This window comes from Halobacillus naozhouensis (assembly GCF_029714185.1).
GTDB classification, from domain to species: Bacteria; Bacillota; Bacilli; order Bacillales; family Halobacillaceae; genus Halobacillus_A; species Halobacillus_A naozhouensis.
Genome location: NZ_CP121671.1, coordinates 3,713,492 through 3,737,899, shown reverse-complemented (window position 1 = coordinate 3,737,899; position 24,408 = coordinate 3,713,492). Strand labels below are relative to the sequence as shown.

The 24,408-nt window shown below is 41.8% G+C and carries 26 protein-coding genes; 18 read left to right on the top strand and 8 right to left on the bottom strand.

The genetic code is table 11. The annotated features are described in order from the left end of the window. Positions 1 to 30: 30 nt before the first annotated feature. Both P9989_RS19195 and P9989_RS19190 read right to left on the bottom strand, forming a co-directional pair. Positions 31 to 1,266 (bottom strand): GNAT family N-acetyltransferase, encoded by a 1,236-nt coding sequence (locus P9989_RS19195; protein WP_283076449.1) that lies wholly within the window; start codon positions 1,264 to 1,266, stop codon positions 31 to 33. Between the two features lie 41 nt (positions 1,267 to 1,307). Beyond that, entirely contained in the window at positions 1,308 to 2,030 is a 723-nt protein-coding gene (locus P9989_RS19190) for a YwaF family protein (RefSeq protein WP_283076448.1), read from the bottom strand. Between the two features lie 388 nt (positions 2,031 to 2,418). Between P9989_RS19190 and P9989_RS19185 the strand changes: the two genes are divergently transcribed. The 3 genes from P9989_RS19185 (at position 2,419) to P9989_RS19175 (ending at position 4,574) form a co-directional block, all read left to right on the top strand. Beyond that, positions 2,419 to 3,756 carry a sodium-dependent transporter gene (locus P9989_RS19185; protein WP_283076447.1) on the top strand — a complete coding sequence of 446 codons (1,338 nt, stop codon included), beginning with the start codon at positions 2,419 to 2,421 and terminating at the stop codon, positions 3,754 to 3,756. Between the two features lie 140 nt (positions 3,757 to 3,896). After that, positions 3,897 to 4,193: a YwdI family protein gene (locus P9989_RS19180; protein ID WP_283076446.1), complete on the top strand. Its 297-nt coding sequence runs from the start codon at positions 3,897 to 3,899 to the stop codon at positions 4,191 to 4,193. 12 nt (positions 4,194 to 4,205) lie between these two features. Continuing rightward, positions 4,206 to 4,574 carry a DUF423 domain-containing protein gene (locus tag P9989_RS19175; RefSeq protein ID WP_283076445.1) on the top strand — a complete coding sequence of 123 codons (369 nt, stop codon included), beginning with the start codon at positions 4,206 to 4,208 and terminating at the stop codon, positions 4,572 to 4,574. Here the strand turns inward: P9989_RS19175 and P9989_RS19170 are convergent. The 3 genes from P9989_RS19170 to P9989_RS19160 form a co-directional block, all read right to left on the bottom strand. After that, complete coding sequence (locus P9989_RS19170; protein ID WP_283076444.1) at positions 4,571 to 4,822, bottom strand: hypothetical protein; 252 nt, start codon at positions 4,820 to 4,822, stop codon at positions 4,571 to 4,573. The genes P9989_RS19175 and P9989_RS19170 overlap by 4 nt on opposite strands. A gap of 101 nt (positions 4,823 to 4,923) precedes the next feature. Beyond that, a complete protein-coding gene (gene gerQ / locus P9989_RS19165) occupies positions 4,924 to 5,475 on the bottom strand; it encodes a spore coat protein GerQ (protein ID WP_390305297.1) in 552 nt (183 codons plus the stop codon). Positions 5,476 to 5,590: 115 nt separating this feature from the next. Next, positions 5,591 to 6,013 carry a cell wall hydrolase gene (locus tag P9989_RS19160; protein WP_283076443.1) on the bottom strand — a complete coding sequence of 141 codons (423 nt, stop codon included), beginning with the start codon at positions 6,011 to 6,013 and terminating at the stop codon, positions 5,591 to 5,593. Positions 6,014 to 6,158: 145 nt separating this feature from the next. Between P9989_RS19160 and P9989_RS19155 the strand changes: the two genes are divergently transcribed. Beyond that, a complete protein-coding gene (locus tag P9989_RS19155; protein ID WP_283078986.1) occupies positions 6,159 to 6,830 on the top strand; it encodes a response regulator transcription factor in 672 nt (223 codons plus the stop codon). Further along, positions 6,827 to 8,185 (top strand): HAMP domain-containing sensor histidine kinase, encoded by a 1,359-nt coding sequence (locus P9989_RS19150; RefSeq protein ID WP_283076442.1) that lies wholly within the window; start codon positions 6,827 to 6,829, stop codon positions 8,183 to 8,185. The genes P9989_RS19155 and P9989_RS19150 overlap by 4 nt, the downstream gene beginning before the upstream one ends. Positions 8,186 to 8,196: 11 nt before the next feature. On the opposite strand, the gene P9989_RS19145 is transcribed toward P9989_RS19150, so the two are convergent. Then, complete coding sequence (locus P9989_RS19145) at positions 8,197 to 8,694, bottom strand: DUF1648 domain-containing protein (RefSeq protein ID WP_283076441.1); 498 nt, start codon at positions 8,692 to 8,694, stop codon at positions 8,197 to 8,199. A 129-nt stretch (positions 8,695 to 8,823) separates the two neighbouring features. Here P9989_RS19145 and P9989_RS19140 point away from each other — a divergent pair, with 129 nt between their 5' ends. The 3 genes from P9989_RS19140 to P9989_RS19130 are packed head-to-tail and all read left to right on the top strand — an operon-like array spanning position 8,824 to position 11,160. After that, positions 8,824 to 9,759, top strand: coding sequence for an ABC transporter ATP-binding protein (locus P9989_RS19140; protein WP_283076440.1), 936 nt, complete (start codon positions 8,824 to 8,826; stop codon positions 9,757 to 9,759). After that, positions 9,737 to 10,441: an ABC transporter permease gene (locus tag P9989_RS19135; protein WP_283076439.1), complete on the top strand. Its 705-nt coding sequence runs from the start codon at positions 9,737 to 9,739 to the stop codon at positions 10,439 to 10,441. The genes P9989_RS19140 and P9989_RS19135 overlap by 23 nt, the downstream gene beginning before the upstream one ends. Next, a complete protein-coding gene (locus P9989_RS19130; RefSeq protein WP_283076438.1) occupies positions 10,441 to 11,160 on the top strand; it encodes an ABC transporter permease in 720 nt (239 codons plus the stop codon). Before P9989_RS19135 ends, P9989_RS19130 begins: the two co-directional genes overlap by 1 nt. A 117-nt stretch (positions 11,161 to 11,277) precedes the next feature. Here P9989_RS19130 and hemQ read toward each other — a convergent pair whose 3' ends face one another. After that, a complete protein-coding gene (hemQ, locus tag P9989_RS19125; RefSeq protein ID WP_283076437.1) occupies positions 11,278 to 12,015 on the bottom strand; it encodes a hydrogen peroxide-dependent heme synthase in 738 nt (245 codons plus the stop codon). Between the two features lie 226 nt (positions 12,016 to 12,241). Here hemQ and pta point away from each other — a divergent pair, with 226 nt between their 5' ends. From pta to P9989_RS19085, 8 genes are all read left to right on the top strand, one after another. Further along, positions 12,242 to 13,213 (top strand): phosphate acetyltransferase, encoded by a 972-nt coding sequence (gene pta, locus P9989_RS19120; RefSeq protein ID WP_283076436.1) that lies wholly within the window; start codon positions 12,242 to 12,244, stop codon positions 13,211 to 13,213. Between the two features lie 235 nt (positions 13,214 to 13,448). Then, positions 13,449 to 14,375 (top strand): 5-dehydro-4-deoxyglucarate dehydratase, encoded by a 927-nt coding sequence (gene kdgD, locus P9989_RS19115; protein WP_283076435.1) that lies wholly within the window; start codon positions 13,449 to 13,451, stop codon positions 14,373 to 14,375. Positions 14,376 to 14,401: 26 nt separating this feature from the next. After that, entirely contained in the window at positions 14,402 to 15,865 is a 1,464-nt protein-coding gene (gene gucD, locus P9989_RS19110; protein WP_283076434.1) for an alpha-ketoglutaric semialdehyde dehydrogenase GucD, read from the top strand. Between the two features lie 145 nt (positions 15,866 to 16,010). Beyond that, positions 16,011 to 16,721: a FadR/GntR family transcriptional regulator gene (locus P9989_RS19105; RefSeq protein ID WP_283076433.1), complete on the top strand. Its 711-nt coding sequence runs from the start codon at positions 16,011 to 16,013 to the stop codon at positions 16,719 to 16,721. A 122-nt stretch (positions 16,722 to 16,843) separates the two neighbouring features. Continuing rightward, complete coding sequence (locus tag P9989_RS19100; protein WP_283076432.1) at positions 16,844 to 17,860, top strand: mannonate dehydratase; 1,017 nt, start codon at positions 16,844 to 16,846, stop codon at positions 17,858 to 17,860. Positions 17,861 to 17,965: 105 nt separating this feature from the next. After that, positions 17,966 to 18,958 (top strand): tripartite tricarboxylate transporter substrate binding protein, encoded by a 993-nt coding sequence (locus P9989_RS19095; RefSeq protein WP_283076431.1) that lies wholly within the window; start codon positions 17,966 to 17,968, stop codon positions 18,956 to 18,958. Positions 18,959 to 19,017: 59 nt separating this feature from the next. After that, a complete protein-coding gene (locus P9989_RS19090; protein WP_283076430.1) occupies positions 19,018 to 19,509 on the top strand; it encodes a tripartite tricarboxylate transporter TctB family protein in 492 nt (163 codons plus the stop codon). A gap of 15 nt (positions 19,510 to 19,524) precedes the next feature. Next, positions 19,525 to 21,030, top strand: a complete 1,506-nt coding sequence (locus P9989_RS19085) for a tripartite tricarboxylate transporter permease (RefSeq protein ID WP_283076429.1) — start codon at positions 19,525 to 19,527, stop codon at positions 21,028 to 21,030. A gap of 37 nt (positions 21,031 to 21,067) precedes the next feature. Here P9989_RS19085 and P9989_RS19080 read toward each other — a convergent pair whose 3' ends face one another. Then, positions 21,068 to 21,910 (bottom strand): lipoate--protein ligase family protein, encoded by an 843-nt coding sequence (locus P9989_RS19080; protein WP_283076428.1) that lies wholly within the window; start codon positions 21,908 to 21,910, stop codon positions 21,068 to 21,070. 138 nt (positions 21,911 to 22,048) lie between these two features. On the opposite strand from P9989_RS19080, the gene P9989_RS19075 reads away from it, so the two are divergent. Next, positions 22,049 to 22,693, top strand: coding sequence for a LytTR family DNA-binding domain-containing protein (locus tag P9989_RS19075; protein ID WP_283076427.1), 645 nt, complete (start codon positions 22,049 to 22,051; stop codon positions 22,691 to 22,693). Positions 22,694 to 22,819: 126 nt separating this feature from the next. Then, entirely contained in the window at positions 22,820 to 24,331 is a 1,512-nt protein-coding gene (gene scpC / locus P9989_RS19070) for a succinyl-CoA:acetate CoA-transferase ScpC (protein ID WP_283076426.1), read from the top strand. Positions 24,332 to 24,408: the final 77 nt, after the last annotated feature.

The window sequence follows — 24,408 nt, the reverse complement described above, 5'->3', positions numbered from 1 at the left end:
TTTACCTGGCTAGCCATTATTTATAATGATTTAAAAAGAAGACCAGTTCTCTGGTTTCTGTGGAGAATCAAAAAGTCGCTTAGCCTGTGCCGTCATGTTGTTTTGCCCGCTGATCTTAGCTCTTTTAAATCGTAAAAGTGTCGATAATGACACACACCCCATCAGCAAGGAAGACAAATCAGCAATATCTATTGTGATTTGGACTCCCTCATCACGGCTATCGCACGCCACTGGTTTTCCTTCCTCAAACCGGTAAGAATAAGTTATTTGTTCGGTTTTCATTAGAGTATCTTCCACTTCGAAATGTACGGTAATACTTTCCTTCCCAAAGGAATGGTCACTCACAAAATTCATGAACAGCGGCAGGTCAACAATACGATACATGACACCAGTCCCCCGTTTATGAGTTTCGTGATACATGCGAAAGATAAGGTCTTCCGTGACATTCCTCGGATCATCCATTAAAAAAGCCAGAGAATCTTCATACGTTGGGAACACGATGGATCGCACTTGATCCTTCTGATTATGAAGAAAGTTAATGAGTGATTGAAAGGCTTCATCCGATTGAGTAAACCAGTCGGTAATATGTAAATCATGCTTCAAGAATGTATCATGCGGCTGCTGCTTATACTCAAAGATCATGTAGCCTTTGAGTTTTCCATTGATGCGACAACCGATCACGTCCGTATGCTCCATGTTTACATGGCGGAATTCGTAATCAGCTTTATGACAAGCCCCGTGTGTTTGCTCGGCCCAATTATTATAGAAATCCATAATCTCCCTCTGGTCCTCAAGCCGGCTTGCTGTGGTTGTGTGATCGAAGCAAGGGAGCTGACCTGGTGAAAACTGATGCAGACTTAGCTGTGGTCCAAATCCGAATCCCATTTTTCGATAAAAATCCGGGCGAAATGGATAAAGGTGTACGAGAGGGCTACCTTCTTGTTTCGCTTGTTCAATGCCATGTTTAACTAAACGCTTAGCGATGCCCTGCTTTTTATAAGGCAGGTCAACTGCCAGTGTGCCAACCCCTAAAGTCGGTACAGTTTTACCATAGACATTCATGGGAAGCGAGTAGGCGATATATCCTCCTACAAGCTGATTTTCCTTATAGCCACCGATATGATGAATGCGATCGTATTGGTCCATCCTCTCGCGGTGTTCAGCTGCTTTTTGCTTATCCTCTTCTGTAGTAAGTCCCATTCCAGGGTAACAGCGGCTTTGAATAGCGGTAAATGACGTGAAATTCGTAAGCGGTTTGATTTCCATTTCAACTCTCCCTTCTGGCTCTATTCTTTATAGTAATCTACTCATGAAGGAAAGGAAAGCCGACCTTTTCGATAAATCCCCAGCATCAATGAGAACACTGCAAGAGCAAGCAAGGATAAATTCAGGTAGTACTGTAACCCTTCCCCTAAATAATTCAGCGGGGTGTTTGCAGCTGGAGGACCACTTAGGTAAAGATAATTAGATCCGATAAGATGATTCATACCTCCGATGAACATTGCATATAGGATAAGGTAACTGTACGTTTTACTCATGACCCGCCAATTAATTGATACAGAGGAGGTTACAAGTAAGAAGAAGCTTGCCCATGGGATAGCCATATGGTGTAAAAAGAACTTCCAGAATCGATAGTGCTCATACCCATGCGGAATATCTGGTGTAATGAGCGCAAGCAAAGCAGGGATAATGCCAATAAAATAATTGATTTGGATCAGTTTTTTCTGGTAAGTGAGCAATCCAGCCATAGCAATCAGAGAAGCAATTCCGCACAAATGCAACGGCAAATGCTCGGCTGGAGAGAACAAACCGTTTGAAAGCGTCCATACTTGATAGCTTATCTCAGAAGTTATGAGCAGGAAGAATAACCCCCACCTTACGACGTGATGTGAACGTGTTCCTTTTCTAAGGTTTGCGGAAAACAGATATAGGGCTGCCATTCCTGCCGAAAATACGATAAGCATGATAAGATGGGCTGTTCCAAATAGCTGAAATGGCTGATTAATCCAAGGTCCGAACCATTTTTGCATGATTACACATCCTAGTGAATCTAGTTTTGCTGTGCTATGATTCTATCATATAACTGTTCTTTGAAAGAGGGGTGGCATGGGTAAGGTGAATTGTTTTAAGTGTAAGCATTTCTTTTCAACCTGGAACCCGAAGTTCCCGCGAGAATGCAAAGCTTATGGGTTTAAAGGAAAAGAGATGCCGTCAGATTTTATTCTAAAAACAACTGGAACAAGTTGTATGCAATTTGAAAGGAAAGTCACGGGCCATTCTCCATCAAAGACTTCTACAACTTCTAAGATTGACATCAGGCTGTAAATAAAATGCAATTGTTTGTTGTCTGTCGTGCATGCTTTGAATATATGATATGCTGAAGGATATTTAAATAGAATGAAAGGAGATGAAGAGACTATGGCAAGGGAAAAATGGGGGACGAGATTGGGATTTATGCTTGCGGCCTTAGGGTCAGCTGTAGGGCTGGGAAATATTTGGCGATTCGCTTTCGTAGCGGGAAATAATGGAGGAGGCGCCTTTTTACTTCTGTATCTCGTATTCATCCTGTTAATAGGTGTTCCACTTTTACTGACGGAAGTTAGTATTGGGCGAAAGGCACAGAGCGATGTAGTTGGTTCCTTTAAAAAGCTCGCTCCTGGCACTCCGTGGTTTCTATCTGGTTTTTTCGGAGTAATCAGTGCTTTTCTAATCCTGGGATTCTATAGTGTTGTGGCGGGATGGTCGATTTATTACTTCTGGAAGTATATAACGGGTGAATTTTTCACACAGCCAGCTGCAGGATACGCTGGGGCGTTTGGAGAGTTTACGACACATGCCTGGCACCCTGTCTTTTGGACGGCCGTGTTTATGGCCTTTACGATCTTTGTAGTATTAGGCGGAGTCAACAAAGGTATCGAATTTATTAATAAATTATTTATGCCGATTTTAGCAATCATACTTATCGTCCTTGCATTTTATAGCATATCATTAGATGGGGCTATGGAAGGACTGAAGTTCTTATTTTATCCGGATTGGTCCTCTCTCCGTGATCCATCGATCTATTTAGCAGCCCTTGGTCAGGCATTCTTCTCTCTCAGTCTCGGAATGGGGGCTATGCTGACATATGGCAGTTATCTTTCCGAAGAAAATAAATTGCCAGGAGCTACTCTCGGGATTGGTCTCGTAGGAACCAGCTTTGCGGTTATTTCAGGTGTGGTAATTTTCCCTGCGGTATTTGCTTTTGGCATTGACCCGGCATCTGGCCCGAAGCTTGTCTTTATAACATTACCGGGAATTTTTCAACACATGCCACTCGGCGGGGTAGTAGGGATTGTATTTTTCTTTGCGATCATTATTGCTTCATTAACATCGTCTGTTTCAATGCTTGAGGTTCCTACTGCATACTTTATGCGGATCTTTAAGTGGTCGCGTAAGTTTACGACCATACTTGTCGGAATCACAATGTTTGTGATTGGAATTGCTGTATCCTTAGGCTTTGGGGTATGGTCTGGAGTAACACCGATTGGTAATAACAACATTTTAGATTCGATGGACTTCATTGCCTCTAACATTCTGCTGCCAATGGGCGGTCTGTCGATGGCTCTGTTTGTAGGATGGTATTTTACTAAAGAGCAGGCATTGCAAGGTGCGGATATGACGGATTCTATTTTTGGCGGGATATGGTATAAGGTCGTTAAATACATTGCGCCTATTGTAATCATTCTTATCTTCTTGCAAGCACTTGGTATAATCTGATAGATAGTATGAGGGAGTTCCACAGCGGGACTCCCTTTTTTATTGGCTAAGTCCAAGCAAGACATAAAGAACAGCGGCATGTTAAGATGATAGACGTAGATAATGTGATACGGAATATCTTGCAAAAGGAGCAGTAAGACATGGCTATAACGAATCAAACCATTTTAAAAAAGATGTCCAGTGAAATTCAAGAGGCGATGCTGAATCATAGAGATGATCAAAAAGTTCGTGAACATATACGTGCTGTAAAATTGCTTTCTGACCTTGTACTGGAAGAGGGTTCAGAGTCCAATCATTCATCCGAAGCTGTACAGGAGCCTAGCGTTGACGAGATTCGCCAGATGATGGGTTCTGACAAGCCTGTACCAGAAAAGTCCGCGGACAAATCGAGCCTGGATCATGATGAGGCAAACGGAAAGTCAATCTTTGATTTTTAAGGAGTGAAGAGCATGAAGTTATTCTTAATACTAGGGATTATAAACGGTTTTTTTGCCGTAGCGCTAGGAGCATTTGGTGCGCACGGATTAGAGGGGAAGGTTTCTGAAAAGTCTTTAGGTCAATGGGGTAAAGCAGTAGACTATCAAATGTTTCATACGATGGCATTACTTGTAACAGCTCTACTCATGAGCAAAATCCAGACCGGGATGATGACAAGTGCAGGATGGTTCTTTTTCATTGGAATCCTGTTGTTCTCAGGAAGTCTCTATATCTATGCACCTACGGGTATTAAAATGTTTGCTATGATTACACCGCTTGGCGGGTTGTCGTTTTTGATCGGCTGGATCTTGCTTGGTTATGCTGTTCTTAAACACCTTTAAAAATAAAGGATCGTAACAAATATAAACAAAATGACTGCACGCAGCAGCTGGCTTATAGACGAGACCAGTTGCTGCTTTTTTAGTTCAATGAAAGCTTCAATAGCCAGGCTGACAGCTAAAATGTAGAACATAAGCAATACAATCCATTGATGACCTAAGTTGAATAGAGCAACAATGGCAAGGATAACAGCTGCCAGCAGGGTAGCTAATTGTAATTTATAGTACTGTTCATAGGGGTGCTTCATCATCATTACCCTCTTTGAATTAGAATGATGCAGGAAGCCCACTATGTTATAGTGGGCTCTCTACATGTTATTAACGTGGTGAGTATGAACTCATTCATTGGAAACTACCGTATTGGATAGTTATAGTTTATTTCTTCAGGGAATGTGATGTAATCTAAATAGATCATTAACAATAAATAACGTTTGCCCGTTTCCGGATCGCTTAAAATAATGTGATCGCGCCCAGCAGCTTCTATAATTCCTCTAAATATTTGTGCATTCCACTGTTCATTGTTCTCAAAAGTCATATAAACCGTGGCTCTTTTTCCTTCGTTTAAACGTAAGATGTTTTCAATGTACGATTCCTGCATCGGGAGCATGCTTGGAGGATTGTACCCATCTGTCTGTTGCGCCTGAGGCATTTGGGGAACTTGCAAGCCTCCTTGCTGCACACCGCCTGGCATGCCCTGCATACCACCTGGCATGCCCTGCATACCACCTTGCATGCCCTGCATACCACCTGGCATGCCTTGCATACCGCCCGGCATGCCCTGCATACCGCCCGGCATGCCCTGCATACCACCCGGCATGCCTTGCATACCGCCTCCCTGCATACCACCTTGCATCCCTTGCTGGGCACCTCCCCCTTGCGAATTGCCACTTTGCCTATAGGGCATACCTGGATAGTAGTTTACAGAAGGATAATAAGGGGCCGGATTCTGTTTCTTGCCACCTCCTTGTTCATCTTGTAATCCTTGTTGATGCTTATCCATGATCATCACTCCTTACCTATTAATAAGCTTTTGGACATTCGGAACTAAGAGGATTATAGAAGCAATGGGACTTATACCTTCCTGCATTCGACTGTCCGTACCACTGGGCAGGGCAGTTCCCTGGAGGTCTGAAAAACCAGAGAGAGTTGGAAGCGGGATGATACCTGTTTCCTTTGATCACTTTGCGTGCAAGATTAATATCCTTTTCACGTGCTCGTTGGTAGAAGTATCCCTTTTGTGTAGCCTCAAATCCCCCTGGGCTCTGAAAAACCATGTCTCGAATAGAATCAATTTCTGTAAAATCCAGACAGTTTACTCTTACACGGTTGACACCGGTATTTCCCACCATCAACATCCCGAGTCTGCCATCGCCTTCTGCTTCAGCTCTCATTAATCTAGCAAGCAGCTTTACACCTTTTGTAGTTTTAGGAATGACAGCCACCCTGTCACCTCGCTTTTACATGTCCTTCGAAAGCTGACTCTTAACCACTATATGAGCGACTACCCATAAGATATGATTAAAAGATTAGAAAATTACCATAGATGTTGTATGATTACTGTAAGATATAGTAAAAGAGGGAGGGGTCATCGTGAATATTTTATATCTCGAAGATGACTTGGAGATTGGAGAGTGGATTACACAGAAGCTTAATGAACATAACTATAAGACAAGTTGGCTGACCTCAGGTATAAAACTGCCAGACGACTTAAGTGAGTATGACCTCATCATATTAGATGTAATGCTTCCGGGTCTTGATGGTTTCTCAATTGGCCGCCGATTGAAACGAATGGACGCGACGATTCCCATTATTATGTTATCGGCCCGGTCATCGATTGATGATAAATTAGAAGGGTTGGAATTTGCGGATGATTATTTGACGAAGCCTTTCCATCCGGAGGAGCTATTGAAGAGAATCGAAGTGCAGCTTAGGAAATATGAGCGATCTCGAAAGCAAACTCTCAAAATTGGTCATTTAGATATTTATCAGGAGAGCCAAATTATTCATGATAGAGAAACTGGCGAAGAGGTTATGCTGTCAGGGAAGCAATTTTACATATTCAGGTTTTTTCTGAAGCATCTAAATCAAATTTTGACGAAGGAACAGCTTTATGAAGGAGTCTGGAAGGAACCTTATCGCGATGGGGATAAATCTTTAATGGTCCATATTAGACATTTAAGAGAAAAGCTGGAGAAGGATCCATCAAATCCGCAAATTATCGAGACGATTCGCGGGATTGGCTACAGGGTGAGGGGATGAGGAAATGGCTCAAATCTCTGCAGGCAAAGTATTTACTGCTCATCCTATTTGCTGTTTTGATGATTCCGATCTGCGTTCCAATTGTATCTATGGTTGTATATTTACCTGGCATTGCAATTGAAGATCCTAATGAACCTTACGGGGATTTTGACTCTTTTGAATCAAGATGGCACAAGGAAGCAGATGCGTTAAACGGAGCTACAAAAAAGCAGATCAGTTCCCAACTCCGAGAGCTCCACTCTGAGTTCCCGGCAGCCTCCATGTTCTGGGTGAATGCCCAGGGGAAGACAGTGGGGACTGTGAATTACGAGGAGTCATTGCCCGAACAGTGGTCCTCAGCATACACGGTTCAGTTTATGAAAGAAAACTATGAAAATGATCCGTTTACAGTAGTTTCTTTTATAGGAGAGACAGAGGATCAGGGGTTCATGGTTGTCCAACTTGACCGTAAATTTATCGATCCGCCTATTACAAATTTGAGCGAACGTTACGATTATATCTTTTTTTTAGCATTTGGATGTATTATGGTTGTGTTTATCTTTCTTTCGTGGGTATTTTTTAAAAAGTTTCACAAACGACTTATGCGGTTGCAGGAGGCGATGGAACGCAAGAAAGACGAGTCAGGCTTACCTCTTCCTATCACAAAGTCCGGTGATGACGAAATCGGACAGTTGGAGTCAAGCTTTAATCGTATGGTACATGAGCTTGAAGAGAGTCGTCAGCGTGAGCAGCAGGAAGAAAAAATTCGACGAGAACTGATCGCCAACTTATCTCATGATTTGCGAACACCGTTGACAACGATAAGAGCTGCAATGAATGGGATCAACTCAGAAGTAACGAGTGAACATGGAAAGGAAAAATTACAATCGGTCCATAATAAAATTGATTATGTCAGCAACTTGATCGATAATTTGTTGTCGTTTACGCTTTTGTCTGGAAAAAAGTATCCTTATCATTCCGAGAAACTTGAGATGAATCGGTTTATGAGGGAGACGGCTGCCCATTGGTATCCCGTTTTAGAGGAAAAGCGCATAGAGGTGGATTTGCAAACAGCGGAGATACCTGTTTACTGGGAAGTGGACACGAAGTGGATGGAGCGCATATTGGATAACCTTTTGCAAAATATTGTTCGCTATGCTTCACAAGGCCGCTATGCGGGTATTTTTGTTACCAAAGATACGATCACAATACAAGACCGAGGTCCAGGTATGAAAGAACAATCAGTACAGAAGGGAGCGGGAATAGGATTATCAATTGTCGATTTAATGGTAAGAGAAATGGGTCTGCAATTAAGAATTAAATCCAATCATGAAGGAACAAGAATAGACCTCATAACAAAGGACGCCCAGGTGTAACAGCGGGCGTCCTATTTCAGTCTTATCGAGCGAATAAGGAAGATCATGATCACTCCTAAGGTTCCGGCAAGTGTGATCAACATTTGCCAAACACCTAAGCCACTTTGATGATCGAGTCCAATTTGGATACTGGACCATGTTAAATAGGAGAAATCGAGTATAATAATTAGTTTCAACACACTTAACATCAATTTTGAATTTTTATATTGAGCCTCGGCGTTTTGAGTGTTAATAGTGACGATATAATTGTGCGCGTGCGGGTATTTTTCAAGCATGGTAAAGGTCACCCAGATTAAAAGGGAAATAACGGGAAGAGCAATGATGGACCACTTCCCACCATATCGATCGGCTTCCCCGTTTAAATTAAAGTGAACAGGAATGGTCTCGGGGATTTGATTCCAAATCATAACTAAGTAAATGAATGTACAGCTAATAGTAAGAAAGGATACTGAAGTGGATAGTTTTTCGAAAGTAGAGGTGGGCAAATCGATGAGGGGTTGGTTTTTCATTGAATCATCTCCTTCGTTATAACATACGGATCCAGTCCTGAAAGGTTTCATAAATTTAAACAAAATTTAAACGAAAGGGACCTCTCTATTTAACTCTGACCACCTATGCTGGATGTAGAGGTGATGAGAATGAGTGAAACAATCATTGCAACAAATGGGCTGCTTAAAACATTTAAGAAAGCAACCGCAGTGGATCGGGTAGATATTACAGTGAAAAAAGGGGAAATCTATGGATTCCTCGGACCCAATGGGGCAGGCAAGACGACGACGATTAGAATGCTGTTAGGATTGATGAAACCAAGTGGCGGAAGTATCAAGGTGTTTAATAAAGATTTAAAGAGTCATAGGATTGATATTCTCAAAAGGGTTGGTTCGCTCGTAGAATCTCCTTCCTATTACGAACATTTAACTGGTCGAGAGAACTTGGAGGCATTGCGAAAACTCTTGCAAGTACCGAAATCACGTATTGATCACGTATTATCAATTGTTCGCTTAACAAAAGATGGCGACAGACCTGTGAAGGAATACTCCCTTGGGATGAAACAGCGGTTAGGTATTGCGTCTGCTTTACTCGGGGATCCGGAACTGCTTATTTTAGATGAGCCGACGAATGGACTTGACCCATCGGGGATCCATGAAATGAGAGAGTTGATTAAGTCAATGCCAGAGGAGTATGGGATCACGGTTATGATCTCCAGCCACTTGTTAAGTGAAATTGATCAAATGGCTTCAAAGGTTGGCATTATTTTAAAAGGAAAGATGATTTATGAGGACTCTATTGAGAAATTGAGAAGCCGGGCTCGACCTCAGGTTCGTATAAGAGTAGGCAATGGAAGTGCAGCTAAATCCAAACTTCTGTCTTCAGGTTACGTAGTTGAACATGATGAAGAGCATATTTATGTGGAAGAGGGCAGGGATGAATACATTTCGAGTCTTGTTGCCACGTTAGTGAATCAGCAAATTCCAGTTTATCGGATCGAGGAGCAGCGTCAGTCTCTGGAAGATATTTTCTTAGAATTGACGAAGGACGGAGGCGAGGCGCATGCTTCCTATTCTGCAAGCTGATTTATTAAAAGTGAAGCTCAAGTGGTTCTGGCTGCTAGTCTTCCTGGGGCCATTTGGGGTGATTGCACTTCAGGTTGTTAACTATAGTGTGCGTTATGATTGGATCATGCAGCAGCATCCGGATGAGTGGGGCAGTTTGATTCAGTTTGTCAATATGTTCGTTTGTCCGGCTCTATTATTAGGGATGACGATTTTAGCTTCACAAATCGCTTCAATTGAACATAGCCAAACTTCCTGGAAACAATTATTAGCGTTACCTGTAAAAAGAAGAGATGTGTTTGTTTCTAAATTTCTCGTGACAGCTATGATGATTGGAATCTCTTCTATTTTATTATTTATCGGTACGATTGCCCTTGGCGTTGGATTAGGGTTTGGGTGGGACTTTCCAATCCTCGCCATCCTGGAAAACAGTTTCTATCCCTTCTTTGCAGGGCTGCCTGTTTTAGCTCTGCAACTATGGATGTCAATAGTGGCTAAAAATCAAGCAGGTCCATTGGCGATTGGCATATTTGGCGCCGTTTTTTCAACCTATGCCTATGAAGCTCCAGACTGGCTGATTTGGAAATGGCCGCTGATGTTCCCGGGTAAGGACCCTTTACTATTTGTGGGACTGGGATTATTGGTTGGCCTCCTTATCATTACTGTCGGAGTACTTGATTTCAAAAGGAGGGATATTGCCTGATGGTACGCTCACTATTAGCATCAGAGTTTATGAAAATACGTAAAACAAAGGTGTGGGTTCTGCTATTCATCAGTCCTCTTTTAGCTGGGATTGTCGGATTTACAGGGAGTCCCCCTAGTGGATTGCCTAATGAATGGATATTTTTATTTACGATGATGGTACCTGCTCATTCACTGCTAATCCTGCCGTTAATGATTAGTGTGTTTTCCGGATTCATTTGCCGATATGAACATCAGCATGGGGGTTGGCGTCAGTTGTTTAGTATGCCGGTGGGCAGGCAGCAGGTCTATTTGGCAAAATTCTTAATCGTGTTTGGCCTTGTTACAGTGAACCAAGTGATGTTCTTTGCAATCTTTATGTTGACAGGGTATATAAGAGGGATGGAGGGTTCTGTTCCGATCGAATTGGTATTGAAATGCACAGCAGGCGGACTTGTTTCCACATTGCCGTTGATTGCGCTAACGTTATGGCTGGCGATGATCTGGTCAAGCTTTGCAGCTCCATTTACGTTAAATGTGATCTTAACGTTACCAAATATTTTAGTTGCAAATTCAGAAACATTCCGACCGATTTATCCATGGGTACAGCCTTTCGTAATGATGATGCCTCAAGGAGAAGTATTTTCTGTTCCAATCCAGTCATTACTTGTCGCAATCGGCGCAGCCTTTATCCTCTTTTACACAGCCGGAAGCCTTAACATCCAAAAAAGAGCCGTGTAGCCTAACGGATTGTAAATAACTTCCACCTCAGGTCATCCAAATTTTGGATGACCTGAGGTGGAAATAAATGTAAAAAGAAAGACAGCTTCCTTTATTGGAGGCTGTCTTTCGTTTGATTTATACGTGAAAGAATTGATCCACAAATTCTGGTTGCAGTATATTACCAATATAGAAGGACCCGAAGTCTCCGTAGCGAGAGGTCACTTCATCGAAGCGCATATCATATACGAGCTTTTTAAATTGAAGTACGTCATGGGCAAACAACGTAACGCCCCATTCCCAATCATCCAATCCGATTGATCCGGTAATGATTTGACGAATCTTTCCTGCGTACTGCCTTCCAGTCATGCCATGGGCGTACATAAGCTTGGCCCTGTCATCCTTCTCAAGAACATACCAGTTATCATTACCCTGTCGACGCTTGTCCATCGGATAGAAGCAAATATGATTCCACTTCGGCAGGATAGGGTTCAAGCGGCCTTTAATATTTGGGTCTTCTTCATCCACTTCTCCCATATAATCGGAAAGTTCCACAACTGAAACATAGGAGTAAGCTTTATAAGTGAACTCAGCTAACTTAGATTTATCAAAAGCTGTTTCCAGTTCATTTAACTCCTCTATCGTAGGGCGCACGAACATCATCATGAGATCGGCCTTTTGTCCGACGATCGTATATAAAGCATGACTTCCTTGTTTATTTTTTTCGGTATCTTCCCATTTTCCAATCAACTGGTGGAATTCGCTGATCGCCTGATCGCGTTCTTCACTGCTGGCATATTTCCATGAAGTCCAATCGATTGAGCGGAAATCGTGCAGGGCGTACCAACCATCCGCTGTATTCACTGTTTCTGGCATGGCAAAATCGCTCCTTTTATCTAAAGTTTAAATAGTACTTCCTACTTCAATATAACACAATCGTCCCTGAAGCATCATTTCAAGCACTGTGAACGTATTGTGAACAAAAAAGTAGGGTACAGTGAAGATGTAATCGTTTTAATGAAAAAATTCCTATCTTATTACTTTTCATTAAACACAAAACACCTTATCATATAGTACAGAAGTGAAAATGGGAGGGTCCAACATGAGTGATCTTTTTGATACATTGAAAGCTAAAATTGACGGAAAAGGCAAGAAAGTCGTGTTTCCTGAAGGTTTAGATGAACGTATTCTGACCGCAGTCAGTAAACTAGGAGCAGAAGGGTTAGTCACACCTGTACTAGTTGGTAATAAAGAAAAAGTAGAACAGAAGGCGAAAGAGATAGGTGTCGATGTTTCCACGTCAGACATTCTTGATCCAGACCATTACAATGGTTTCGATGAAATGGTAGCCAGTTTCGTAGAGCGTCGTAAAGGCAAGGCGACCGAGGAACAAGCTCGCGAAATTCTTAAAGATGAGAACTATTTCGGAACGATGCTCGTTTATATGAATGAGGCAGCGGGCCTCGTCAGTGGTGCAGCTCACTCTACAGCTGATACCGTTCGTCCTGCTCTGCAAATCATTAAAACCAAGCCAGGTATCAAAAAAACATCTGGCGTGTTTATCATGGTTCGCGAGGAGGAAAAATATGTGTTCGCTGATTGTGCGATAAACATTTCCCCAGACAGCCAGGACTTAGCTGAAATCGCCCTGGCTAGCGCTGATACGGCAAAACTGTTTGACATTGATCCTAAAGTTGCGATGTTAAGCTTCTCCACAAGAGGCTCAGCTAAATCCCCTGAAACGGAGAAAGTAACGGATGCTTTGAAGCTTGCTAAAGAACAGAGTTCGGAGCTGATGATTGATGGAGAATTCCAGTTTGATGCTGCCTTTGTTCCATCTGTAGCAGAGAAGAAGGCGCCAGATTCTTCGCTGAAAGGCGAAGCCAACACGTTTATTTTCCCAAGTCTTGAAGCAGGGAACATCGGTTACAAAATCGCCCAGCGCTTAGGAAACTTTGACGCGGTCGGGCCGATCCTGCAAGGGTTGAACCAGCCAGTTAATGACTTATCACGTGGCTGTAATTCAGATGACGTTTACAAACTTGCGATTATCACAGCCGCTCAATCTTTATAAAAAAACAGGCCCGGAGGCTATCAGCTTCCGGGCCTGTTTTTTTGTGAAATGGAATAGAACAACAAAAATGCTTTGCAAGAAAAAATAAAATGGTTTTCTGTTCTGCACACGCGGATCACCGGACTATTTATTTGTCAGACAAATAAATAGTATTAAAATAAAATTGACAAATAATTATAAATATCCTATAATTCAGAAAACAATGAAAATTGGTAATATGGGAGGGGTTATTTAAATGAACTTTGAAAGAAAATCACCAACAGGGATATTGGGGTTTCCGGTATCACCTTATGACGAAGAGGGAAATGTGGACCAGCATGCGTTAACTGTCAACGTTGAGTTTTTATTAGAAGGAGGTTTAGAAGCTATATTTGTTGCCTGCGGGGCGGGAGAATTTACTTCTTTAAGCCTAAAGGAATATGAAAAAATGGTAGAATTGACGGTCTCCGTCGTTGAGGGAAGAGTGCCCGTTTATACAGGAGTTGGGGGACCTTTATCCGAGGCGGTGGAAAAAGCCAGATTATCTGAAAAGCTTGGGGCTGAAGGTTACTTAATCCTTCCCCCATACTTAATTGAGGGAGAGCAGAATGGGCTTTATGAATATTACAAAGCCATTATCCGAAGTACTGACTTAAATGCGATTCTTTATCAGAGGGCAAACGCAATTTTGGATTTACCTACGCTGAAAAAGTTAGTAGAGTTTCCGCAGGTCGTAGGGTTAAAAGATGGTGCTGGGGACATGGAACGTAACGTTGAGTTTACGCAAAACATTGGTAATCAAATAGGATGGCTTAATGGGATGCCAATGGCTGAAGTGACAATGCCTACATATGTTCCGTTAGGATTTGATTCTTACTCTTCCGCCATTTCAAATTACATTCCGCATGTTTCTAGAAAGTTCTACGAGGCTGTGCTGAATGATGATAAAGAAATTACGAACCAACTTTATGAGGATGTGATTCTTCCGATCAATAGCATTCGCAGACAAAGAAAAGGATACGCGGTATCACTAATAAAAGCTGGGATGGAGATCATGGGGCTCCCTGTTTCAAATACAGTAAGACCGCCAATTATTCCAGTTGAAAAAGACCACTACAAACAACTTGAGAAAATACTTGATGAAACTCTTAATAAATATCCACTGAAAAGTAAGATGGTGTAAACATCAAAAATAGGAGTGTGATAGAAATGACAGTTAAAGCAAATACACAAATATTCTTAAATTACGTCGATGGTGAGTGGTGTGAATCGATATCAAAAGAAGTTATCGGAAATGAAAGCCCTTCCAATACCGAGGATGTTGTAGGATCTGTTCAAAAATCGACCCGGAAGGATTTGGAGGAGGCAATTGCCGCCGCTAAATCCGCGAAAAAAAAGTGGGGAAACTTAACTGGGAATGAGAGGGCTGACTACCTTTATAAAGCAGCTGATATACTCGAAAGCCGTTTAGAAGAAATTGCAACATGTATGGCGAGAGAAATGGGTAAAACTCTAGCTGAATCAAAAGGCGAGACGGCCCGCGGTGTTGCTATCTTAAGGTATTATGCGGGTGAAGGTTTGCGTAAAGTTGGGGACGTAATCCCATCAACGGATAGTGAGGCTTTAATGTTTACTACAAGGGCTCCCTTAGGAGTGGTAGGAGTCATTACCCCTTGGAATTTCCCTGTTGCTATTCCGATATGGAAATCTGCTCCAGCCTTAATCTATGGCAACACTGTAGTGATTAAACCAGCTACAGAGGCTGCTGTAACCGGTGCGAAGGTTATCGAATGCTTTGCAGACGCAGGATTCCCCTCGGGCGTTATAAATATGGTGACAGGGCAGGGTTCAGTAATTGGACAAGGTTTGGCAGACCACCCAGATGTTAACGGGATTACTTTTACAGGTTCCAATAAGGTAGGGAGGCAGATTGGCCAAAGTGTACTTGCTAGAGGAGGGAAGTATCAACTCGAAATGGGTGGTAAAAACCCGGTAATCGTTGCTTCCGATGCGGATATTGACCTGGCGGTTAATGCAACCATCAGCGGAGGGCTTCGCTCTACTGGTCAAAAATGTACAGCTACCAGCCGTGTTATCGTTCAGAGTGATGTTTACGAGTCATTTAAGGACAAGTTGATTGAGAAGGTAAGAGAGATAAAAGTAGGAAATAGCTTATTGGATGAAACATGGATGGGTCCAAGTTCAAGTGAAGGTCAATTAGATACGGTTCTATCTTATATTCGCAAAGGAATTAATGAAGGGGCAGAGCTTTTAATTGGCGGTGAAAGACTAACAGGCGGAGATTATGATAACGGGTATTATGTCCAGCCAACCGTTTTCGAAGGGGTAACGAATGAAATGGCCATCGCACAGGAAGAAATTTTCGGACCGGTTCTTGCATTGATGAAGGTAAACTCATTAGAGGAAGGACTTCAGCTGGCAAATGATGTGGAGTATGGCTTGAGTGCGTCCATCTTCACCACTAACATTAAAAAAATGCTTACGTTTATTAATGATATGGAGGCAGGTCTTGTAAGAGTTAATGCAGAAAGCGCCGGTGTGGAATTACAAGCACCTTTCGGTGGAATGAAGCAATCAAGCTCCCACTCTCGTGAACAGGGACAGGCTGCTATTGAATTTTTTACAGCGATTAAGACGGTTTTTGTGAAGTAAGTGTGAGGGGACAAGCTCAGGGAAATATTTAGTTACCCACTATTCTTTACTGCATCACTTTGCCACCTTTTATAAATGATTATATTTGTCTTACAATAAGGGAAATAGTAGAAAAAACTATAATAAACTAAAAAAGGTGATTTTTATGACATTAAACCAGAAGAATGTGGGTTTTCAATCAGTTAAAAGAAAAACACTTTCCAAGCAAGTTGTGGACCAGATTGTTCAACTATTACAGAGTGGCCACTTTAAACCGGGGGACAAGCTGCCTTCAGAACCTAAGTTGATGGAGGAATTGTATGTAAGCAGACCTGTTCTACGTGAAGCAATGAGTTCACTAGAAACTCTCGGTATTATTCGTCGTAAAACGAGGGAAGGGACCTATTTTTCAGAAAGAGTGGGAAGTGAGCCATTTTACCGAATGCTTGCCTTATCAACGGGAGATTTTTCAGCAATTATTGAAGCAAGAATATCCATTGAACTGGGGTTAATTACTTTAGCTGCTGAAAAAATAACAGATGAGCAGTTAGGGAAATTAAAACAAACAATTGAAGATATGAGTGAAGCAGATGACTACTCAGAGCACGATAAGGAATTCCATCGAATTATTGCCAATAGTGCCAACAATCCATTCGTCGAAGGGTTAGTAGATCCGCTGCTTAGCATGGTTGATCAAGTATTAAACAAAGTATCACAGGAATATAAAAACCGCGAGGCAACTGTAGAGCAGCATATAGAAGTTTATAATGCTCTGAAAAAACGGGATGTGTTGGAAGCCTACACTAAGTTAAGAGAGCATCTGGAGTATGGCAGGAACAAAGTAATGAAGATCATTCATTCACGTGATGTTTTTTGATCTTTACTCACAAGCTCACCCCGGCTGGTAAATAAATTGTGAGTTTTTCATTTTATAAAATGGAAAGCTACACACTCTAGCTTCAGCTATGTAACTATTATTGGTAGAAAGGAAGAAAAAGGATGATGAAAGTTTCTATAACGGTAAATTACTTTGATTTATCAGATCAGGATTTAAAGCAGCTGAGCCAACTGGGGGTAGACTGCATCGATCTAGGTAATGGATCTTCCTTCCCCGGAGTAAAAGAACAAGGTTACCCCGATTTAGACCAATTGTTGAAACAAATTAGAAGAATTCGCTCCTGGGGATTGGATATTAATCGAGTCACTCTTCCCAATATTACCCATGAATTCATGAATGATCAACAGGGACAAGAGCACCAAATTGAAAACGCTGTCAAATCTGTGGAAGTGTTTGCGGAAGCAGGGATTAAGCTAGTACGGCAGCGATTTGCTGGAGATGTATTTCAAGGACTTACTCAAAGTTATCCTGCAGAGCAAAGGGGTGGTGCGATTTCTAGAGGCGAAAGTCTGGGGTATCAAAAAGATCAGGGCATCACGACACCTACTTTAGAGGAAGCAAAACAATGGAGGAATAAATTTAGAGAAGTATATAGCAAGATTGTTCCTGCTGCAGAATACAGCGGTGTAAGAATTGGTATGCACCCCTCCGACACGCCTCACCCTGACACTCCTTTCGGAGGACTTGGTTACCATCGGATTATTGATGAATTTCCTAATAAAAACGTAGGTTACATTTACTGTGTCGGTACAAGAGCGGAAGAAGGTGGGAGCTCACTCGTCTTAGATGAAATTAATCACTATGGACGAAAGGGAAGGCTGTTCCTCATTCATTTCCGAAATGTTAGAGGGAGTTTGCCTACCGCAGGAGCCTTTGAAGAAGCATTACTAGATGATGGGGATATGAACATGTTCAAAATCATGCTGGAACTTAGAAAAGTAGGGTTCGACGGATGTATAAACCCGGATCATGTACCCCTTATGGAAGGAGATGTTCCAGATATGAGTAATCATTGGGCTTACTCAAATATTGGCTGGAGTCCATCAAGTATAGGTTTTGCTTATTCAATTGGTTACATTAAGGCTTTGCAGGCTGCCTTAGTTGAGTTTGAGGGGTGATTCGTTAGAATAGTCAGCCTCAAAGGAGGTGTTGCCGCTTTTTCTATAAGTAATGTAACTATATGAGTTAATCAAAATTCGGGTTAAGGAGGAATCGAGGTTAAAGTGAAGAAAATTATCTATCTATCTTTTATCATGTTGTTATTCGTTGGAGGATTAGCTGCCTGTTCTAGTAATGAAAAGTCCGCGTCGGGAAGTTCAGCAAGTGACTCTTACCCAAGTGAAGCTATTAGTGTAATCGTAGCCTATGATGCGGGCGGGGGTACAGATACAACAGCAAGAGCGTTACAACCCTATTTAGAGGAAGAACTGGGAGTCCCAGTAAATATTATAAATAAACCAGGCGGCAGTGGCTGGGTTGGTTGGAACACACTAGCCAATGCTAAGCCTGATGGTCAAACTATAGGCTACCTTAATTCACCTAATATTGCAAGTGGTTTGGTTAATCCGACGATGGAGCGTAAGGTGAACCTCGATGATTTTGAAGCCCTGGGTAATCACGTTACGGACCCAGGGGCAATTGTCATCCGGGTCGATGAAGAACGTTTTACAAATATGAAGGAACTTGTTGAGTATGCAAAAGAGCATGAGGTAACTACAACTGCTACGGGCGTTGCAGGGGATGACCACTTGGTCACTTTAAAGCTTAATCAAAAGTTGGATACTAATTTTAGGGCTATTCAGTTTGAAGGAACAGCGAAATCAAGATCTGCCTTTTTAGGTGGACATGTTGATGTGCTGATTACGAGTGTTGGGGAAGCGTACACTATGCATCAGAATGAAAAGCTAAAAGTAGTTGCCGTAACAGCGAAGGAAAGATCGTCTTTCTTAGAAGATGTTCCTACAGTAAAAGAAGCTGGATTTGAGGAAGTTATCTCACAATCAACGAGGGGACTCGCAGCCCCTAAAGGAATACCTCAAGAGAAGTTAGACATACTTAAGGAAGCTTTAAAGAAAGCAGCTAACAATGCTGAACATGTAGAGAAGATGAAAGAAATTGGTACCCAGGTTGATTATGTTGATGGAGCAGGATATATGGAAATGTTAAAACAAGATAAGAAGGATGTTGAAGGATTAAGGGATCTTTTAGACTGGTAATTCATATGCCCAGGTCCTATAGATCTGGGCTCTTTTCTAATTGATAGATTGTGACTGATATGCTTTTAACTAAAGTAACAGAAATGTGGTGTTACCTGTTGAAGAATTATGGGGTATGGTTAGGCATCTGTATTCTATTATTTTCGATAATTTTATTCATAGGTTCCTTGGATTATCAGTTATATGGTCAATACGGACCAGGACCAGGCTTATACCCAGCGCTTCTAAGCGGTGTTCTCATATTGATTTCGATGCTCTATATTATCGACTGTTTAAGAAAAGGGAATAAAATTACATTTTCATCTGTGTTTCCTAAAGGGAAAGTCTTAGCAAGATTATCTACTATTGTAGCTTCGATCATCATTTTTATATTTATTGCCCCTTTTGTTGGCTACATTGTATCGGGGGTTATTGTCATGCTTATGCTACTCCTGCCAGATTTTAAATGGTACACATCGATTGGTGTTTCATTTACTGTAACCATGATCCTGTTTGTAGTTTTTGATACGATTCTTGGCATCCCGTTACCGGCAAATATATGGGGATGGTAGTAGGGAGGTAAGGAAGTGGATGCATTTAGTTTATTAATGTCTGGTTTTGAAACAGCATTATCCTGGGATAATTTATTATTTTGTTTAATTGGTGTATCCGTGGGTATGCTAGTAGGCATTTTGCCAGGTCTAGGACCTAGTGCAGGTACTGCACTGCTCATTCCTATGACATTTGGAATGGATCCTATATCTGCAATTGTTATGTTAGCTGGTATATTTTATGGTTCTATGTATGGGGGAACTATTACTACCGTCCTAGTTAATGTGCCGGGAGAAGCAGCTTCCGTCATTACGAGCATGGATGGTTATCCCATGGCAAAACAAGGACGAGCCGGGGTTGCTCTGGGCTTGTCAGCGATAGGCTCTTTTATAGGGGGAGTTGTCGCCATAATAGGTGTAACTCTGGTTGCCCCACAATTGGTTCAATTTGCGCTTTCCTTTGGGCCACCTGAATTTTTCGCTTTAATTGTTTTCGGTATGACGATGGTTGTAGGATTAGCCGGAAAATCTATCATTCGAGGCATGATCGCAGTATTGATAGGGTTAATTCTAGCCGTATTCGGAATGGCACCGAGTTCCGGGGTAGTGAGGTTCTCTTTTGGGATTACTCATCTTATTGATGGTTTTAACTTTGTAACGATTGCAATGGGATTATTCGGTCTTTCGGAAATTCTGCTGGGGCTTGAGCAGCAACTTAAAAAACCAGAAAAACCTCCAGTCGTCAAGGGCTTATTACCAAATCGGAAAGAATGGAGACCATCAGGGATGTCAATTGGTCGCGGAACATTCCTCGGATTCTTTATGGGACTTATTCCTGGAACGAGTTCTGTTGTTCCTGCTTTGCTCTCCTACTCGTTGGAAAAAAGGATTGCTAAAGACCCTTCTAGGTTTGGAAAAGGGGCGGTAGAAGGTGTAGCTGGACCGGAAACGGCAAACAATGCCTTTACAGGGGGAGCATTAATCCCATTATTTTTATTAGGAATTCCAAGCTCTGCAACGATGGCTGTGCTATTAGGAGCATTTATCTTACATGGGTTACAGCCGGGACCTACCTTGTTTGTACGTCATCCTGATTTTGTTTGGGCTGTGATTGCAAGTATGTTTATCGGAAATTTATTGCTTCTATTTATGAATTTACCTATGGCAAAAATATGGGCAAAAGTAGCAAGTGTTCCTTTTAAACTGCTTTTTCCTATTATCATAGCTATATCAATTGTCGGAACATATTCAATAAGTAATAGTCTTTGGGATGTTGGTGGACTATTATTCTTCGGGTTATTAGGATACTTATTTAAAAAGGCGGAGATCCCCGTGGCTCCTATTGCTCTCATGTTCATTTTAGGGGTAATGATGGAGGAATCGCTTCTGCAGACACTAACTTTATACAAGGGTGATTTCTGGTTAATCTTCACTAGACCCATCGCCGGGACGTTACTTGGCCTATCCTTCATTGCTATCACAATTAGTATTATTGCAGGAATAAAAAATAAGAAGGATAACCTTGAGGATGCTGAAGTGTAAACTTATGAATCATTTAACTATAAAAGCACTCGTGCGTTTACTCAATCCGCTCGAGTGCTTTCGCATTTCGCTCAATCATCTGTTCAAAGCGTTTATTGAACGTGTTCATTTCCTCGCCTTCAAGATGCTGAACGACAACCTTCTCAGAGAAATCGCTCAACTGGTATAGGATCCGATCGCGTACATCTGCAACGCTCAACTTTGTACCCAACAACTCATTCATCGAAGCCATTACAGATGGATCAATATTTGGGTAAGCGAAACGTGTTTTTTCCTCGCGCTTGCCAATTTCGTAAAAGTTCTTTAGCAGCCGAGCTCGCTCTTCACCATTCCCGCTTACATCTAAATAAATTTGTACGGCTGATCCATGCTTGACACGGCGCTGGGAAATTCCAGCGAATTTTCGTCCGTCGATACTCAGGTCATAGGTGCCTGGGCAGTAAGATTGTGTAATTTCATAGGCTTCGATTTTGTTGGTTAGATCCGCGAATAGATGCTTAATAAACACGACCATTGCCTCATAACCTTCATGAATGTTGACCTCTTTTGAATCAGGAAAAATTAGAGATAGGTTGAGAACTCCTTCATCGAGCACAACCGCAAGTCCGCCTGAATTTCGGACAATTACTTGGTAGTCCTCAGATTTTAAATAGTCAACAGCTTCCGATATATAAGGTAAGCGGGCATCCGGTATGCCCAGTACAATGGTATTGTGATGAACCCATAGTCTGGCTGTCGTGGAGGAAGTGCCTTGCCCCACTGAAATAGCCAGAGCATCGTCCGTTGCAAAGGACTGAAGCGCTGAAAATCCAGGACCCAAGCCGCTTTGATCAATGAAGCGATAGGTTTTGGGATGTAATAAAGTATGAATATTGTTCATGAACATGTTACTCCTTTATAAATAGAACAAAATAATTATAACAGAAAATACAGCTGGGGTGGACAGGTTCCATTTGTCTGCCTTTCCAAAGATCCGTTAAAATAGAGAAATGAGATATCAGGGGAGGTGTTTAACAGAATGGAGAGTTTTACGAAAGATTCTCTATTAGATGTGATAGGTGAATTATTTTCAGATGAAATATCGATTGCTGTATCAAATACAGAGGAATATATTTATTATCGTCCTAGTAAACGGATTGATTTGAAAATCAGTACAGGCGACCCAGTTAAAGAGGGGACGATTGCACATAAATCTTTACAGACGGAACAAAAAGTTTCCGAATTCATTAATCGTGATGTGTTTGGTGTTCCTTACCACGGAATGGCTGTGCCGTTCCATAATGATGGGGATGTTGAAGGGTGTGTGATGGCGATTCATCCTGCTTTCACTGATGGAAAATCAGTAGTCACTGTCAAAACTCAGGACGGATGGAAGCCCCTCCCCTTTGCTGAAGTGAAATACATAGAAGTGAAAGAGCGAAAGGCATATGTATGGTCAGATAACTTTTATGGTACACATAAAAATTCGCTGCAGGAATTTGAGTACATGTTGCCGAGAGAGTCATTCATTCGTTGTCACAGATCATTTATTGTTAATGTCAATCATATTAAGGAGATCTATCCTGATACCCATTCCACATTTTTGCTTGAGATGGACGACGGAGCTAGTATTCCAGTTAGTCAATCTTACTCCAGTTATTTTAGAAAACTACTCGGATTTTAAAGAGTGCTGTTTCACTCACAGGATATGCTGGTTCACTCGTCATTTTTCTATTCCCTTTCATTTTCCTCAAATCATTCATTGAATAAGTTAAAATAATTCTAAAAGTTATGAAAAGAGGGCGATAGATTGGAAAATGATAACGGACGAATTCAAGATTCCCGTTTGAAGAATCGTGTTGTTTCTTCAGAAGAAGCGGCCTCATGGATTAAGGATGGCATGACATTAGGGTTAAGCGGTTTTACACGCGCGGGTGATGTGAAAGCGGTACCATTTTCGCTGGTAGAACGAGCCAGAAAGGAAGAATTTAAAGTAAACGTGTTTACTGGAGCTTCCTTAGGATCAGATGTAGACAAACTTTTTGCCAAAGCGGGCATTATTCATAAACGCATGCCGTTTCAGGCAGACCCGACGATGAGAAGTAAAATTAACAAAGGTGAACATTTATTTGTTGATCATCATCTATCTCACACTTCTGAATTAGTAAGAGGAAATGTGTTAGGAACTATTGATTACGCAATTTTGGAAGCGGTTTCGATAACGGAGGACGGCATGGTGATCCCGACGACTTCCATTGGTAACTCATTAGCATTCGCTCAACATGCAGAATCGATCATTATTGAGATCAACATGAAACAACCTAACTTAGAAGGGCTTCATGACCTATATGCCCCTGGTAAACAGGGACAACGTGATCCAATTCCGTTAACAAAAGTGGATGATCGAATCGGTACGGTCGGAATTCCGGTTGATCTGGAAAAAGTAAAAGGAATTGTGTTTACAGATCAAAAAGACTCTCCATCCACCATAACGGCGCCGGATCAAGAGACAGTTATGATGGCCCAGCATTTGATTTCCTTTTTACGTGAAGAAGTCAATTGCGGCCGTTTAACCAGAAGTCTTGCCCCCATTCAATCTGGAATAGGTTCTGTGGCTAATGCTGTGCTGCACGGCTTGACTGACTCAGAATTTATGGATTTAGAAGTGTATTCTGAAGTGTTACAAGATGCAGTATTCGATTTAATGGATGCTGGAAAAGTCAACTTTGCTTCCTGTTGTTCGATTACGTTGTCCGAGGAGAAAATGGAACAGGTGTTTAACAGCTTTGAACAGTATCGTGATCGAATAGTCATGAGACCACAGGAAATTTCAAACCACCCGGAAATTATCCGCCGTCTCGGTTTGATTTCAATTAATACGGCCTTAGAATTTGATATCTATGGCAATGTCAATTCTACCCATGTAGCGGGTACAAGGATGATGAATGGAATTGGTGGATCGGGTGACTTCGCTCGTAACGCACGTCTGGCTATTTTCGTAACAAAATCAATCGCTAAAGATGGAAATATATCTAGCATCGTCCCCTTTGCATCACATATTGATCATACCGAACATGATGTAGATATCGTTGTGACAGAACAAGGCTATGCAGACTTACGCGGATTAGCACCGAGGGAACGCGTAGGATTAATCATAGAGTGCTGTGCTCACCCTATTTATCGGGACCAACTGTGGGACTATTACAATCAAGCAGTTTCCGGAGGCGGACAGACGCCTCATGTGCTTGAGGAAGCCTTCTCATGGCACAAGAATTTTGCCGAGACAGGTACCATGCATAAACAAATCTTACAAAAAGTATAACCATGATAAGAGGACTCTCTTCGTAGTACTTACGGAGGGAGTTATTTTTTTCCTGTTTTTCCTTACATTTTATTAAC